The 14,155-nt window shown below is 36.2% G+C and carries 17 protein-coding genes; 4 read left to right on the top strand and 13 right to left on the bottom strand.

Going from position 1 to position 14,155, the window contains the following annotated elements:
- The first annotated feature begins 13 nt into the window (after window positions 1-13).
- Genes J4051_RS09315 through J4051_RS09305 form a run of 3 tightly spaced genes read left to right on the top strand, consistent with a single transcriptional unit; the run spans window position 14 to window position 1,741 of the window.
- The gene (locus tag J4051_RS09315; protein ID WP_208233597.1) at window positions 14-835 is read left to right on the top strand and encodes a phosphatidate cytidylyltransferase; all 822 of its coding nucleotides are present in this window, start codon (window positions 14-16) and stop codon (window positions 833-835) included.
- On the top strand, window positions 825-1,478 hold the full coding sequence (locus J4051_RS09310) for a phosphatidylserine decarboxylase family protein (RefSeq protein WP_208233596.1): 654 nt from the start codon (window positions 825-827) through the stop codon (window positions 1,476-1,478). Before J4051_RS09315 ends, J4051_RS09310 begins: the two co-directional genes overlap by 11 nt.
- Window positions 1,475-1,741, top strand: a complete 267-nt coding sequence (locus J4051_RS09305; RefSeq protein ID WP_208233595.1) for an acyl-CoA-binding protein — start codon at window positions 1,475-1,477, stop codon at window positions 1,739-1,741. The genes J4051_RS09310 and J4051_RS09305 overlap by 4 nt, the downstream gene beginning before the upstream one ends.
- Before the next feature lie 662 nt (window positions 1,742-2,403).
- Here the strand turns inward: J4051_RS09305 and J4051_RS09300 are convergent.
- Window positions 2,404-3,318 carry a dimethylarginine dimethylaminohydrolase family protein gene (locus tag J4051_RS09300; RefSeq protein ID WP_208233594.1) on the bottom strand — a complete coding sequence of 305 codons (915 nt, stop codon included), beginning with the start codon at window positions 3,316-3,318 and terminating at the stop codon, window positions 2,404-2,406.
- Between the two features lie 64 nt (window positions 3,319-3,382).
- Window positions 3,383-4,669, bottom strand: coding sequence for a citrate synthase (locus J4051_RS09295; protein WP_208233593.1), 1,287 nt, complete (start codon window positions 4,667-4,669; stop codon window positions 3,383-3,385).
- Window positions 4,670-4,919: 250 nt separating this feature from the next.
- Between J4051_RS09295 and J4051_RS09290 the strand changes: the two genes are divergently transcribed.
- Window positions 4,920-5,672, top strand: coding sequence for a DUF481 domain-containing protein (locus J4051_RS09290; protein ID WP_208233592.1), 753 nt, complete (start codon window positions 4,920-4,922; stop codon window positions 5,670-5,672).
- 101 nt (window positions 5,673-5,773) lie between these two features.
- Here J4051_RS09290 and eno read toward each other — a convergent pair whose 3' ends face one another.
- From eno to rplO, 11 genes are all read right to left on the bottom strand, one after another.
- Window positions 5,774-7,069, bottom strand: coding sequence for a phosphopyruvate hydratase (eno, locus tag J4051_RS09285; protein ID WP_208233591.1), 1,296 nt, complete (start codon window positions 7,067-7,069; stop codon window positions 5,774-5,776).
- 214 nt (window positions 7,070-7,283) lie between these two features.
- On the bottom strand, window positions 7,284-8,387 hold the full coding sequence (carA, locus tag J4051_RS09280; RefSeq protein WP_208233590.1) for a glutamine-hydrolyzing carbamoyl-phosphate synthase small subunit: 1,104 nt from the start codon (window positions 8,385-8,387) through the stop codon (window positions 7,284-7,286).
- A gap of 151 nt (window positions 8,388-8,538) precedes the next feature.
- A complete protein-coding gene (gene rplQ, locus J4051_RS09275) occupies window positions 8,539-9,027 on the bottom strand; it encodes a 50S ribosomal protein L17 (protein ID WP_208233589.1) in 489 nt (162 codons plus the stop codon).
- Between the two features lie 141 nt (window positions 9,028-9,168).
- On the bottom strand, window positions 9,169-10,161 hold the full coding sequence (locus J4051_RS09270) for a DNA-directed RNA polymerase subunit alpha (RefSeq protein ID WP_208233588.1): 993 nt from the start codon (window positions 10,159-10,161) through the stop codon (window positions 9,169-9,171).
- A 20-nt stretch (window positions 10,162-10,181) separates the two neighbouring features.
- Window positions 10,182-10,787 (bottom strand): 30S ribosomal protein S4, encoded by a 606-nt coding sequence (gene rpsD, locus J4051_RS09265; RefSeq protein WP_208233587.1) that lies wholly within the window; start codon window positions 10,785-10,787, stop codon window positions 10,182-10,184.
- Window positions 10,788-10,962: 175 nt separating this feature from the next.
- The gene (gene rpsK, locus J4051_RS09260; RefSeq protein WP_208233586.1) at window positions 10,963-11,352 is read right to left on the bottom strand and encodes a 30S ribosomal protein S11; all 390 of its coding nucleotides are present in this window, start codon (window positions 11,350-11,352) and stop codon (window positions 10,963-10,965) included.
- Window positions 11,353-11,457: 105 nt separating this feature from the next.
- A complete protein-coding gene (rpsM, locus tag J4051_RS09255) occupies window positions 11,458-11,832 on the bottom strand; it encodes a 30S ribosomal protein S13 (RefSeq protein WP_208233585.1) in 375 nt (124 codons plus the stop codon).
- A gap of 2 nt (window positions 11,833-11,834) precedes the next feature.
- The gene (gene ykgO / locus J4051_RS09250; RefSeq protein ID WP_008269159.1) at window positions 11,835-11,951 is read right to left on the bottom strand and encodes a type B 50S ribosomal protein L36; all 117 of its coding nucleotides are present in this window, start codon (window positions 11,949-11,951) and stop codon (window positions 11,835-11,837) included.
- A gap of 82 nt (window positions 11,952-12,033) precedes the next feature.
- Window positions 12,034-12,249 (bottom strand): translation initiation factor IF-1, encoded by a 216-nt coding sequence (infA, locus tag J4051_RS09245; protein ID WP_027126052.1) that lies wholly within the window; start codon window positions 12,247-12,249, stop codon window positions 12,034-12,036.
- Between the two features lie 7 nt (window positions 12,250-12,256).
- Window positions 12,257-13,603 (bottom strand): preprotein translocase subunit SecY, encoded by a 1,347-nt coding sequence (gene secY / locus J4051_RS09240; RefSeq protein ID WP_208233584.1) that lies wholly within the window; start codon window positions 13,601-13,603, stop codon window positions 12,257-12,259.
- Window positions 13,604-13,616: 13 nt separating this feature from the next.
- Window positions 13,617-14,069 (bottom strand): 50S ribosomal protein L15, encoded by a 453-nt coding sequence (rplO, locus tag J4051_RS09235; RefSeq protein WP_208233583.1) that lies wholly within the window; start codon window positions 14,067-14,069, stop codon window positions 13,617-13,619.
- Between the last annotated feature and the right edge of the window lie 86 nt (window positions 14,070-14,155).

Raw genomic sequence — 14,155 nt, 5'->3', positions numbered from 1 at the left:
ATTTAATTATCTGATGAACGAACTTAGCACAAGAGCCGTTTCTGGCGCTATTTATATCTCATTGCTTATACTTTCCATTTACTGGCAATATATGTTGGTGGTTCTATTTTTTGCTTTTGGGCTTATCTGTATGGCCGAATTTAAAAAGCTCATCCAATTAGAAAGTAAAGCGCCTTATATTGTTTTTACAGTGATGTATTTGGCTTTTAGCATTTGGGCTGTTATTCCTGAAACAGATTTAGGGTTTAATGAAACCATAAAAATACTTCATGTACTTACCATTTTTGTTCAGCTTTTTTTAATCAAGGACTTATTTTCAGAAAAAACCATTCCTCTGTTTGAAACCAAACGTTATCTTCTTACTACGTTTTATCTCACTAGTGCATTTATCTTTTTAATATTGATTGCCAATAATGACAAAGAGTTTACACCAATGTTGTTGTTAGGTGCATTTATATTGATTTGGGTAAACGACACCGGGGCATATTTAGTAGGTAAAAATTTTGGAAAACAGAAGCTATTCCCAAGTGTTTCCCCAAAGAAAACTGTTGAAGGGTTTATGGGCGGTCTCTTTTTCGCCTGTGTGGCTAGTTATTTTATTGCTACATTTACAGGCACCTTAGATTTTACACATTGGCTCATCCTGAGCATTATTGCGAGTGTTTTTGGAACCTTGGGCGACTTAATAGAGTCTAAGTTCAAAAGACAGGCTGGTGTTAAGGACAGTGGTGTCATCATGCCAGGACATGGCGGTTTGTTAGATCGATTGGATAGTATTATTTTTGCTGCACCATTTTTTTATTTATTTTTAAGATTGTTCCCCTATGTTACATAAAGAAGGCCATAAAATAGTGATGATTTCTATCGCAGTTGTTGTGATAGTCATCATGAGCATTGATTACTTTGTCGCGATATCATGGCTAAGAACGACCTTAATGCTCGTGGTCATAGCGTTTTTCCTAATTATTCTCCAGTTTTTCAGAAATCCGAAGCGTATTGGTCAGCTTCACGATCATCATGTTTTGTCGCCAGTTGACGGAAAGGTCGTGGTCATTGAGGAAGTTTTTGAGAAAGAGTTTTTTAAGGACAAACGCATTCAAGTTTCTGTCTTTATGTCGCCAATAAACGTTCACGTCACGCGCTATCCAATAGGTGGGAAAGTAGTCTTTAGTAAATACCATCCAGGAAAGTTTCTGGTGGCATGGCATCCCAAAGCCAGTGAAGAAAATGAGCGTACCACCGTCGTGGTTGAAAACAAATTTTTCGGTCAAGTTTTATACCGTCAAATTGCTGGCGCATTAGCAAAACGTATTGTCAATTATGCGCAAGTAGATGACGAAATTCAACAAGGTGCTGATTCTGGATTTATAAAATTTGGTTCGAGAGTAGATTTATTTTTACCTTTAGATGCTGATATAAGAGTGACACTTAATCAAAAAGTTAAAGGTGGCATGAGTGTAATTGCAGAAACAAAATGACTTCAGATAGTTTAGATATTGAATTTAATGAGGCTGTAGAGCGTATCAACAGCTACACAGAACCATTCCCTGCAGATCTGTTACTTCGTCTTTACGCCTATTACAAAAAGGCAACCAATAACTACAAGACCCCAAGAGGCAAGAAACCTATCATCACTGCTTTTAAGACCAATGCCCTTTTTCAAGTAAAAAGTGTGACCCCAGACGAGGCGAAACGCATTTATATTGATTTGGTCAATCATTATTTCCTGTACGGGAAATAGACTGATTACTTTCTAAAGTATTTTCATATAGGCATTGTTTATCATATTTTATTCAAATATATTTATTGCGTTCGAGTTTTTAGATGACTGCATTGGTAATACTATTCCTTTGCATGTACCCAAGAAACGAGAACCCAAACTATTCATTCCAATTAAAGATTATGGCTATTAAAACACTTTTAAAAAGAGATTATATTTTCATATTAATCCTTGCTGTCCTGCGCTTTCTCAGCAGTAAGAATGTAATACCTAATTTTTCTTATTTGCTGATTGCATTACCTCTAGCTTTTTATTTTTTTCCCGTTAAATTGTTTTTAGACAAAAGCCTTTTTGATGAAACGAAAAGTAAAAAGATCGTAAAAGTTCTTTCTTATTTTATTATTAGTAGCATTATTGTTTTTTCTGCATTATTGTTTTATGAAGACGAACGCAATAGTTTTATAGTTAACACATTCCTTGTTTATTCGCTATTAAACACCATCCTGTTCTTCTATTTTTATTTTACTGAAAATATAAGCTATTATTTTATTTTGACTTTATGTGCTTCATTTCTCGTTTCCATCCCAATAATGACATAATAAAGAAAATTTATAAATAAAAAAACGGGAATACTACCAACCATCTGTAATGTTCCCGTTTTATCTTAATTTAATTTTGATTGATTAATCCCTGATTAAAGGCATCGTACTGCAACGCAACAAACCTTCCTGCTTGGATATTTCGGCATAAGGTACTTCTTCCACAATAAAACCCTTAGATCGAAGCCAATCATTCAAACGAGTGAAATTCCGCTCTGATATGACCACATCTTCTGAAATAGAGAACACGTTACTATACATATGGTACATTTCCTCACGCGTGATATGGAATAGATTTTCTTTCCCAAACAAATTGACCAAATACATATAGTCACTTTCCTCTCTAAAACCACTTTTATAAATAATACCTTTATTTTTTCCCACAGGTTGAAAACAACAGTCTAAATGCAAGGCATTATCTCTGGGTTCAATTCTCGATTTCACCAAATCAAATTCCTTGACAATTTTATGAGGAAACATTTCCTTTATAAAATTGACGCCCTCCATATTTGTACGAGCGGTAATATAATCTCTATAATCGCTGCCTTTATAGGTGCCTACAAAGATATGGTCGTTCCAGAGCATCACGTCGCCACCTTCAATATGGACTTCCTCCGGAGGACTAATAACCTTTGTAGGATCCATTTGATCAATGACATACTGAATGGCGTCCAACTCCTTTTCTCTATCCGGAAGAATATTTGCTTTGATAAAGTTGTCGTCAATGACAAAAGCAATATCCCTTGCAAAAATTTGATTGAAATCCTTGATCAGTTCAGGACGATAGACCTTAACCTCATATTTCTCAAATATTTTAGCAACAGCCGCCATTTCAAGTACCATATCCGCTTCAATAGGATAAGTTCCAGCCTTGATGTGCTCCAATGATTTTGGGTCGTAAGCGTCTTCTGCTTTGGGCGTTGGTCCATTATCAATGGCGGTGCCCAAAACAACAGCCCTCAGCCTCGATGTTTCGTTTTTAATATTCAGTTTTAGCATGTCGTAAAGTATAAAAAAAGCTCCATTTGAAAAAATGAAGCTTTATTGCATTAATAGAATTCTTTTAACGCTTATCTATATTTTTAAAAGGTCTTAAAGTTTCACCAATGTAAATCTGTCTTGGTCTTCCAATTGGCTCTTTGTTCAATCTCATTTCTCTCCATTGTGCAATCCAGCCTGGCAGTCGGCCTAAGGCGAACATTACGGTAAACATATCAGTTGGGATGCCCATGGCTCTGTAAATGATTCCAGAATAAAAATCAACATTAGGATAAAGCTTGCGCTCCACAAAATAGGAATCTTTCAAAGCTTCCTTTTCCAAAGCTTTCGCAATATCTAAAATTTTGTCCTCCACACCCAAATCGTTCAAAACTTCGTCAGCTGCTTTTTTAATGATTTTAGCTCTTGGGTCAAAATTCTTATATACACGGTGTCCAAAGCCCATCAAACGGAAAGGATCTTCTCTATCTTTAGCTTTGGCCATATACTTGTCAGTGTCGCCACCATCAACATTAATAGCTTCCAACATTTCCAATACGGCCTGATTGGCGCCACCGTGAAGCGGACCCCAAAGTGCAGAGATACCTGTAGAAAGAGATGCGAACAAACCTACGTGAGATGATCCGGCAATTCTTACCGTAGAGGTAGAACAGTTTTGCTCATGATCTGCATGAAGAATCAACAATTTATCTAACGCGTTTAAAACAATAGGATTGATTTTATAGTCCTCATTAGGTTGTTTGAACATCATTTTAAGTATGTTCTCCACATAACCTAGGTTTTTATCACCATAATCTAAAGGCAAACCGTTCTTTTTACGGAAAGTCCAAGCTACCAAAACCGGGAATTTACCCAAGATTTTCACAATAGCTTTATACATATCCTCTTCAGAATCAACATTTACCGAAGACGGATTAAACGCTGTTAGTGCACTGGTAAGGGATGCAATAACACCCATTGGGTGCGCAGATTTAGGAAATGCATCTACTATCTTACGTATATCCTCATCAACCACTGATTGCGCCTTAATGTCTGCATGGAATTTCTCCAATTGTGATTTAGTTGGTAATTCACCAAAAATCAAGAGGAAAGCCACTTCAAGAAAATCGGCTTTTTCGGCCAATTCTTCAATAGAATATCCACGATATCTTAAGATTCCCTTTTCACCATCCAAAAATGTGATGGCACTTTCACAAGAACCTGTATTTTTATAACCTTGATCTAATGTTATGACATTATCTGTTGTACTTCTTAAATTGCTGATATCAATGGCGACCTCTTTTTCGGTGCCTACAATTAATGGAAATTCGTACTTTTTACCTTGTATTTCTATCGTAGCTTTATCTGACATAGGGATGTATAAGTTTTATTTTGAGTTTTTATTTGATGGATGTCACGAAATTACGAAATATATGACGATATATAAAGCAACTTAACAAGCATTTTAACAATCTTTATATTTATAAAAACTATACAAAACATTGGCTATTTTGGTCTGTTCTTCATTTGGTTTTTTAAATTTGTTCTTTAAAGAATGTCACCAAGTATTGCACTGTTTTTCTAAGGAAAAGTAAAATTATTATTTTAAAATTAAGATCATTATGAGACTAATTAATTGTCTGCTCTTTTTATTGGTATATAGCTATTCCCAAGCACAGGTGATCAATGTAGAAACTTTAAGAAAAAAGACCGATTCTGCAAAATGGACAGGCTCCGTAAGTTTGGATGCGAGCCTCATCAAAAACAAGAACAACATCTTTAAAATTGCAACCAAAGCAGACCTTCAATATAATAACAAGAAGGAATTATGGCTTTTTATCAATGATTTAAAATTTGAGAAGGCAGCGGGCGAATCTTTCGTCAATAAAGGCACCCAACATTTGCGCTATAATTATACGATTACCGAAAAAATTAAGATGGAGGGCTTTGCGCAAGCTCAGTATGACGCGATTTCCGAAATAGATTTTAGAGGACTTATTGGTGCTGGACCAAGATTCAAGTTAAGCACCAATGACGATTATCGGTTTTATTTGGGGACTTTAATTATGTATGAATATGAAAAAGCATCAGAAATTGCAACGAATAGAATCAACAAAGATATCCGTGGAAGCGCCTATTTATCATTCAGCCTCTACCCCACCGAAACCCTTGGAATTATCAGCACCAGTTATTTTCAACCCCGAGTGGATAAGCTAAAGGATTACAGATTATCAAGTACTACAAGTGTGCTTTTTAAGATATGGGAGGATCTTGCCTTTAAAACCACGTTCATTTACAACTTTGATGCCTACCCTGTGGTCACCATTCCAAAATCACAATACGAATTAACGAATGGGCTATTATATACGTTTTAAAACCTGATACTATTTCAATTGTAGGAATTGGGCTGAGCCATTAACCAAAAAACCCAAACAAATTAGTGTTTGGGTTTTTAAATTATTTAGGTATCGTAAGCTTATTTCTTAATCTTAAATGCTTTTTCCTTTGGGAAATAGGCCACATTCTCAAGTTCTTCTTCAATACGCAGCAATTGATTGTACTTCGCCATACGATCACTACGTGATGCTGAACCTGTTTTTATTTGTCCACAGTTTAAAGCCACTGCCAAATCTGCAATCGTGTGATCTTCAGTTTCACCTGATCTATGTGACATCACTGAGGTATAGCCAGCATTATGCGCCATATTCACCGCAGCAATAGTTTCTGTCAAAGTACCAATTTGGTTGACTTTAATAAGGATTGAGTTGGCAATACCATTTTCGATTCCCTTTGATAAACGTTCGACATTGGTCACGAATAAATCGTCACCTACCAATTGCACTTTTTTGCCAATTTTTTCTGTCAAATATTTCCAGCCGTCCCAATCGTTTTCATCCATCCCGTCTTCAATAGAGATGATTGGGTATTTAGACGCCAATTCTGCCAAGTAATCCGCTTGTTCTGTACTCGTTCTTACTTTTCCAGAATCGCCTTCATACTTGCTATAATCGTACTTACCATCCACATAAAACTCAGCTGCAGCACAATCTAAAGCAATCATCACATCGTCACCTAAAGTGTAACCCGCTTTTTCAACGGCTGTTTTGATCGTATCCAAAGCATCTTCAGTACCACCTGCCAAGTTTGGCGCAAATCCGCCTTCGTCTCCAACAGCTGTACTTAATCCTCTACCATGAAGTACGTCCTTAAGATGATGGAAAATTTCTGTTCCCATTTGCATGGCATGCGTGAAGTTATTTGCCTTAACAGGGATAATCATAAACTCCTGAAAAGCGATAGGTGCATCAGAATGTGACCCACCATTGATGATGTTCATCATTGGTAAAGGAAGTGTATTGGCCGAAACGCCGCCTACATATCTGTACAATGGCATGCCCAACTCACCTGCTGCCGCTTTGGCAACCGCTAAAGAGACACCCAAAATGGCGTTGGCCCCCAATATAGATTTGTTTTTGGTTCCATCCAAATCAATCATCATCTGGTCTACTTTATTCTGTTCAAAGACTGAAGTACCCAAAAGTTCCTGAGCAATAATGGCATTGACATTTTCAACCGCCTTGAGCACACCCTTGCCCATATAAGCCTTTCCGCCATCTCTCAGCTCTACTGCTTCGTGTTCGCCCGTAGACGCTCCTGAAGGCACCGCTGCGCGTCCCAAAATGCCGTTTTCTGTAACGACATCGACTTCAACGGTTGGATTACCTCGTGAATCAAAAATTTGTCTTGCATGAATGTTGATGATGATACTCATTGTTATATATTTTATTGTTATTGATATTTTTTATTGGTGATATCTCCATTAAACCATTCAGGTTTTCAAAACCTGAATGGTTTGTTCAATGTAAATTTACGAAATAGTTCGTCCAAACTTCCGCTTAACCTTCAGAATTACATATAAAAACAGCGATAATGATTGCGCTATAAGAAAACCTCAAAAAAGCCGATGGTTTTTTGAGGTTTTAATACTATTTGTTTTTGATATTTTCTATGAATTGATCAAACAGGTAGTTTGCATCATTTGGGCCAGGACTTGCTTCTGGATGGTATTGTACAGAGAACACGTTCTTTGATTTCATCCGGAGACCTGCAACGGTATTATCATTTAAATGAACATGTGTAATTTCAATATCCGGATGGTTTTCCGCTTCTTCCCTATTGATGGCAAATCCATGGTTTTGAGAAGTGATCTCTCCTTTTCCAGTAATAAGATTTTTTACGGGATGGTTAATACCTCTATGCCCGTTATTCATCTTATAGGTTGAAATGCCATTGGCCAAAGCAATAATTTGATGCCCCAGACAGATTCCGAAAAGCGGCCTATTTTGCTTCATGATCTCTTGGGTCAAAGTGATAGCGCTTTTTAATGGTTCAGGGTCTCCAGGACCGTTGGAAATAAAAAATCCGTCAGGTTTAAAAGCATCCATTTGCTCAAAAGTGGCATCGTATGGAAACACTTTAATGTACACATCCTTTTTGGCCAAGTTGCGAAGAATATTCTTTTTGATTCCTAAATCGAGTGCAGAAACACGGTAGGTTGCGTTTTCATCACCTACAAAATAAGCTTCTTTTGTGCTCACTTTTGATGCCAGTTCAAGACCTTCCATTTCAGGAACTTCAGCCAATTGTTTCTTTAAATTTTCTATATTGTCTACTTCAGTAGAAATAACGGCATTCATAGCCCCGTTGTCTCTAATATAACTTACTAAAGCACGGGTATCTACGTCGGAAACAGTGAACAAATTGTCCTTCTCCAAGAATTCCTCCAAAGAAGCATCTGCTGCCGGTCTCGAATAGTTATAACTAAAATTCTTACAGATCAATCCAGCTATTTGGATGGCATCAGATTCTACTTCATCCTTATGGGTCCCGTAGTTGCCTAAATGCGCCGTGGTTGCCACCATGAGCTGTCCAAAATATGAAGGATCTGTAATAACTTCCTGATAGCCAGTGGCACCAGTGTTGAAACAAATTTCTCCGAAGGCTGAACCTTCCTTTCCTATTGATTTACCGTGGAAAATAGTGCCATCTGAAAGAAGAATGATGGCTTTGTGTTTTTTAGTATATTTCAAAATAAAAAATATTACTTGTTAAGTTGTTCTGTTGTATAGACCTACAAGGATTTAAAACCTTTCAGGGCGTTTTAAAAACCTTGCAAAATTGCATAAAAAAAAGGATAAACTAAAACGTTTATCCTTTTTATATTTATAAATGTATGCCCATTTATTCTTCTTCCTCGTTGGTTGCTTTATCATCAACAACTGGAGCAACTGGTGCAACAGGAGTATCAGATTTTTTAGAACGACCTCTACGGGTTGATTTTTTCTTAGGTTGTTTATCAGCATTGTAGATCTCGTTGAAATCTACTAATTCGATCATTGCCATATCAGCGTTATCACCTAAACGATTACCCAATTTGATGATACGTGTGTATCCTCCTGGACGATCACCTACTTTTGGTGCAACATCTCTGAACAATTCAGCAACCGCTTCTTTTTGTCTAAGTCTACTGTACACAATACGTCTGTTATGTGTGGTGTCTTCTTTAGACTTTGTAATCATTGGCTCAACAAATTGTTTTAAAGCTTTTGCTTTTGCAACTGTAGTGTTGATACGTTTGTGTTCTATTAAAGAACAAGCCATATTTGCCAACATTGCATTTCTGTGTGCGGTTTTACGACCTAAATGGTTTCCTTTTTTTCCGTGTCTCATGACATTTGTTTATAACCTCCATCTTGCTTCAACCCATTTTGAGGAGCAAAACTATGAAGTGATTAATTGATTTTTGATTTAGGATGTACGATTTACGAATTCCCCTATTCTGAAATCGTAAATCGTAAAATCTAAAATTGTTTAGTCTTTATCTAATTTGTATTTGCTTAAATCCATTCCGAAGTTCAAACCTTTTCCACCTACTAGTTCTTCTAGTTCAGTTAAAGATTTCTTTCCGAAGTTTCTGAATTTCATCAAATCATTTTTGTTGTATGACACTAAATCGCCTAAAGTATCTACTTCTGCAGCTTTAAGACAGTTAAGTGCACGTACTGAAAGATCTAAATCAACCAATTTGGTTTTCAATAGTTGTCTCATGTGAAGTGACTCTTCATCATAAGTTTCTGTTTGTGCAATCTCATCAGCTTCTAAGGTGATACGCTCATCAGAGAATAACATGAAGTGATGTATTAATATCTTAGCTGCTTCAGTCAATGCATCCTTAGGATTGATTGATCCGTCAGTAATGATTTCGAAAATTAATTTTTCGTAGTCCGTTTTTTGCTCAACACGGAAGTTCTCAACCGCGTATTTCACATTGTTTATTGGTGTGAAAATTGAATCTGTAAAGATGGTTCCGATTGGTGCAGATGCTTTTTTATTCTCTTCTGCAGGAACATATCCTCTACCCTTTTCAATAGTCAACTCCATATTGATGCTTACTTTAGCATCTAGATTACAGATGACCAAGTCTTTGTTCAACACCTGAAATCCTGAGATGAATTTCTGAAAATCCCCAGCAGTAATTTGGTCTTGTCCTGAAATAGAAATAGTAACAGTTTCGTTATCAATTTCATCAATTTGACGCTTAAAGTTAATTTGCTTTAAGTTCAAAATAATTTCAGTAACATCCTCAACGATGCCAGCAATTGTAGAAAATTCGTGATCAACACCTTCAATTCTCACAGATGTAATAGCAAACCCTTCCAAAGAAGATAACAAAACTCTTCTTAAAGCATTACCTACTGTTAATCCATAGCCTGGTTCTAAAGGTCTAAATTCAAACTTCCCTTCAAAGGGAGTTGAATCAATCATAATGACTTTGTCGGGCTTTTGAAAATTTAATATTGCCATAGTGCGTTTTGTATCAGTTATTATTTAGAGTATAATTCGACGATAAATTGCTCGTTGATATTTTCTGGAATTTGAACTCTTTCAGGAATTGAAACATAAGTACCTTGTTTAGTTTCACTGTTCCATGTCATCCACTCATACACGTTGCTAGAATTAGACAATGCATTTTGAATGACTTCAAGAGATTTCGATTTTTCTCTTACAGCAATGACGTCACCAACTTTTAATTGGTAAGAAGGAATGTTCACAATATCTCCGTTAACAGTGATATGTCTGTGAGAAACTAATTGACGCGCACCACTACGTGAAGGCGACAATCCCAATCTGTAAACCACGTTATCCAAACGAGATTCACATAATTGTAACAATACTTCACCAGTAATACCTCGTGCAGCAGTTGCTTTTTTAAACATGTTTCTGAATTGCTTTTCTAAAATACCATAAGTATATTTAGCTTTTTGCTTTTCCATTAACTGGAGAGCATATTCAGATTTTTTTCCACGACGCTTGTTTGCACCGTGTTGACCTGGAGGATAGTTTCTTTTCTCGAAAGCTTTATCATCTCCATAAATAGCTTCACCGAATTTTCGGGCTATTTTAGTTTTAGGACCAGTATATCTTGCCATTTCTTAAATTAAATTATGAGAGTGTTTATGAATTAAGGTCTTAATCTATCCTTCGATAAACAGTGATCTCTCGTTGATACTTGATTATTATTTTTTTTCAGTTTGCAAATTTACACATAAAAAACTAATATCAACCACATTATGTGATTGATATTAATTCTATTTGGCGTATAAATTATACACGTCTACGTTTTGGAGGACGACATCCGTTATGTGGCATTGGTGTAACGTCAATAATTTCTGTTACTTCAATTCCTGCATTATGGATGGAACGGATAGCAGATTCTCTTCCGTTACCTGGTCCTTTTACATAAACTTTTACTTTCTTTAGTCCAGCTTCTCTTGCTACAGCTGCAGCATCTTCAGCGGCTACTTGAGCTGCATACGGAGTGTTCTTTTTAGAACCTCTAAAGCCCATCTTACCAGCTGATGACCAAGAAACGACATCACCTTTTTTGTTTGTCAAAGAAATAATGATGTTGTTGAATGAGGCAGCGATATGCGCTTCTCCATTTGCTTCAACAATAACTTTACGTTTTTTAACTTTTGTACTTGACTTTGCCATAATTTTTAGTTTATAGTTGTTAGCTTTTAGTTGTTAGAATCCTAGACTTTTACATTTCAGACAGATTCATCTAACGTCTCATTACTAATGACTAATGTCTTGTTATTATTTAGTTACTTTTTTCTTGTTAGCAACAGTTTTTCTTCTACCTTTTCTAGTTCTAGAGTTGTTTTTAGTACGCTGACCTCTTAATGGAAGTCCAACTCTATGACGAATACCTCTGTAACATCCAATATCCATTAATCGCTTAATGTTTAATTGAATTTCAGAACGTAATTCGCCTTCAATAGTAAAAGCGCCTACGGCCTCACGAATATTACTGATTTCATCATCAGTCCAATCTTGAACTTTTGTGCTTTCGTCAACCTTAGCTTGGGCTAAGATATCTTTTGCTCTACTTGCACCTATCCCATAGATGTAAGTTAAAGAGACTACTCCTCTTTTCTGTTTTGGTATATCAACACCTGCAATTCTTGCCATATCTATCCTTGTCTTTGTTTGAATCTAGGATTCTTTTTGTTAATGACGTAAAGTCTTCCTTTTCGACGCACCAATTTACAATCGGCACTTCTTTTTTTAACTGATGCTCTTACTTTCATTTTATAAATGATTAATAATTAACGATTGATGATTAACGATTGTTGATTTCATAATTGAAACCCCAAATTGCCAATCCGCAATCTAATATCTGTATGTTATGCGAGCCTTTGATAAATCATAAGGACTCATTTCCAATTTTACTTTGTCTCCTGGTAACAATTTAATGTAGTGCATACGCATTTTACCAGAAATATGCGCAGTTACAATGTGTCCATTTTCTAATTCTACACGGAACATAGCATTTGATAATGCTTCAATAATTGATCCGTCTTGTTCTATTGCTGCTTGTTTTGCCATAATAATATTAAGCTATTGCTTTTCTATTTTTGCCGGTTTTCATTAAGCCGTCATAGTGTTTGTTCAATAAGTATGAATTCACCTGTTGCATGGTATCAATTGCCACTCCTACCATAATCAGTAATGATGTACCACCAAAGAACAATGCCCAACCATCCTGTACGCCCATCAGTTTAACTACAACCGCTGGGAACACAGCAATCATTGCCAAAAATATAGAACCTGGTAAGGTTATTTGAGACATTATCTTATCTAAATATTCAGAAGTTTCAGTTCCTGGTCTAATACCAGGTATAAAACCACCACTACGTTTTAAATCATCTGCCATTTTATTGGTTGGTACAGTAATCGCGGTGTAGAAATACGTAAATACGATAATCAACAATCCGAATACTATATTGTACCAAAGACCAAAAAAGTCATTGAAATTAGTTTGTAACCATTGTCCAACAGGACCTTCACCTAATCCTTTACCAATTAAAGTAGGAACAAACATAATTGCCTGTGCAAAGATAATTGGCATTACACCAGAAGCGTTCAATTTTAATGGTAAAAATTGTCTTGATCCAAACACATTCTTTTCGTATCCACCAGAGGCAGTACGACGTGCATATTGGACGGCAATCTTACGAACACCCATGACCAACATGATCGATAGTAAAATGATCACAAACCAAATTACCAATTCAATTAATACCATCATCATTCCACCGTTTCCACCACCTTCTACTCTTGAAGCAAAATTCTGAACAAAAGATGCAGGCATACGGGCAATAATACCAACCATAATTAATAATGAGATCCCATTACCAATACCTTTATCGGTAATCTTTTCACCCAACCACATTGCAAAGACACACCCTGTAACCAATATAATTACTGAAGACACATAGAACATCGTTCCTGTTCCCAATAAAAACGCTGATGTAGGAATACCCAAAGCTGGTAAACTTGCCAAGTATCCAGGTGCTTGCACCAAACAGATAGCGATGGTCAACCAACGTGTAATTTGAGTTATCTTCTTTTGGCCACTCGCTCCATCCTTCTGTAATTTTTGAAGGTAAGGAATTGCAATACCCATTAATTGAACAACAATTGAAGCTGAAATGTATGGCATGATCCCTAAGGCAAATACAGAAGCATTTGCAAAAGCTCCACCTGTAAAGGCATTAAGAAGCCCTAAAATACCTTGATCCGTATTACTGGCCAACTCACCCAATTGACTTGCATCAATACCTGGTAAAACGACTTGAGCACCAAAACGATAAACTAAAAGTAGACCAAGCGTAAGCATGATTCTATCTTTTAGTTCTGTTATTTTCCAAACATTTTTTAAAGTCTCTATAAATTTCATCCTCTAAACAATCTTATAAAGTTACAGCTTCTCCTCCTGCAGCTTCAATAGCAGCTTTTGCTGAAGCAGTAAATTTATGAGCAGTTACGGTTAATTTTGATGTTAATTCACCACGACCTAATATTTTAACAAGATCATTCTTGTTCACAATACCTAGTTCTAAAAGTGTCACCAAATCAACAGTGTCCTTAATGACTTTATCATCCACCAACTGCTGTAATTTATCGAGGTTCACACCTTGATATTCCACACGATTGATATTTGTAAATCCAAACTTAGGCACACGTCTTTGAAGTGGCATTTGCCCTCCTTCAAATCCTACTTTCTTAGAATAACCAGAACGTGACTTAGCACCTTTGTGACCACGAGTTGCGGTACCACCTTTTCCAGAACCTTGTCCTCTACCTATTCTTTTTCCTTGATTTTTAACTGACCCTTCAGCCGGTTTTAAATTACTTAAATCCATTGTTATGCTGTATTATTTTGTTTAATCTGTTCAATTCTATTTTATATTAAGGTCAGATTGAATAATTCATTAAACCTTTAATAAAA

Source organism: Gelidibacter pelagius (genome assembly GCF_017581925.1).
In the GTDB taxonomy this organism is placed as follows: domain Bacteria; phylum Bacteroidota; class Bacteroidia; order Flavobacteriales; family Flavobacteriaceae; genus Gelidibacter; species Gelidibacter pelagius.
The sequence above is the reverse complement of the archived record's forward strand: the minus strand, read 5'-3'. Positions and strand labels throughout refer to the sequence as shown.

Coding starts and splice junctions, on each gene's coding strand:
- J4051_RS09315 (WP_208233597.1), top strand. CDS start 14: ATGAACGAACTTAGCACAAGAGCCGTTTCTGGCGCTATTTATATCTCA.
- J4051_RS09310 (WP_208233596.1), top strand. CDS start 825: ATGTTACATAAAGAAGGCCATAAAATAGTGATGATTTCTATCGCAGTT.
- J4051_RS09305 (WP_208233595.1), top strand. CDS start 1,475: ATGACTTCAGATAGTTTAGATATTGAATTTAATGAGGCTGTAGAGCGT.
- J4051_RS09300 (WP_208233594.1), bottom strand. CDS start 3,318: ATGCTAAAACTGAATATTAAAAACGAAACATCGAGGCTGAGGGCTGTT.
- J4051_RS09295 (WP_208233593.1), bottom strand. CDS start 4,669: ATGTCAGATAAAGCTACGATAGAAATACAAGGTAAAAAGTACGAATTT.
- J4051_RS09290 (WP_208233592.1), top strand. CDS start 4,920: ATGAGACTAATTAATTGTCTGCTCTTTTTATTGGTATATAGCTATTCC.
- eno (WP_208233591.1), bottom strand. CDS start 7,069: ATGAGTATCATCATCAACATTCATGCAAGACAAATTTTTGATTCACGA.
- rplQ (WP_208233589.1), bottom strand. CDS start 9,027: ATGAGACACGGAAAAAAAGGAAACCATTTAGGTCGTAAAACCGCACAC.
- J4051_RS09270 (WP_208233588.1), bottom strand. CDS start 10,161: ATGGCAATATTAAATTTTCAAAAGCCCGACAAAGTCATTATGATTGAT.
- rpsD (WP_208233587.1), bottom strand. CDS start 10,787: ATGGCAAGATATACTGGTCCTAAAACTAAAATAGCCCGAAAATTCGGT.
- rpsK (WP_208233586.1), bottom strand. CDS start 11,352: ATGGCAAAGTCAAGTACAAAAGTTAAAAAACGTAAAGTTATTGTTGAA.
- rpsM (WP_208233585.1), bottom strand. CDS start 11,832: ATGGCAAGAATTGCAGGTGTTGATATACCAAAACAGAAAAGAGGAGTA.
- ykgO (WP_008269159.1), bottom strand. CDS start 11,951: ATGAAAGTAAGAGCATCAGTTAAAAAAAGAAGTGCCGATTGTAAATTG.
- infA (WP_027126052.1), bottom strand. CDS start 12,249: ATGGCAAAACAAGCAGCAATAGAACAAGACGGATCAATTATTGAAGCA.
- secY (WP_208233584.1), bottom strand. CDS start 13,603: ATGAAATTTATAGAGACTTTAAAAAATGTTTGGAAAATAACAGAACTA.
- rplO (WP_208233583.1), bottom strand. CDS start 14,069: ATGGATTTAAGTAATTTAAAACCGGCTGAAGGGTCAGTTAAAAATCAA.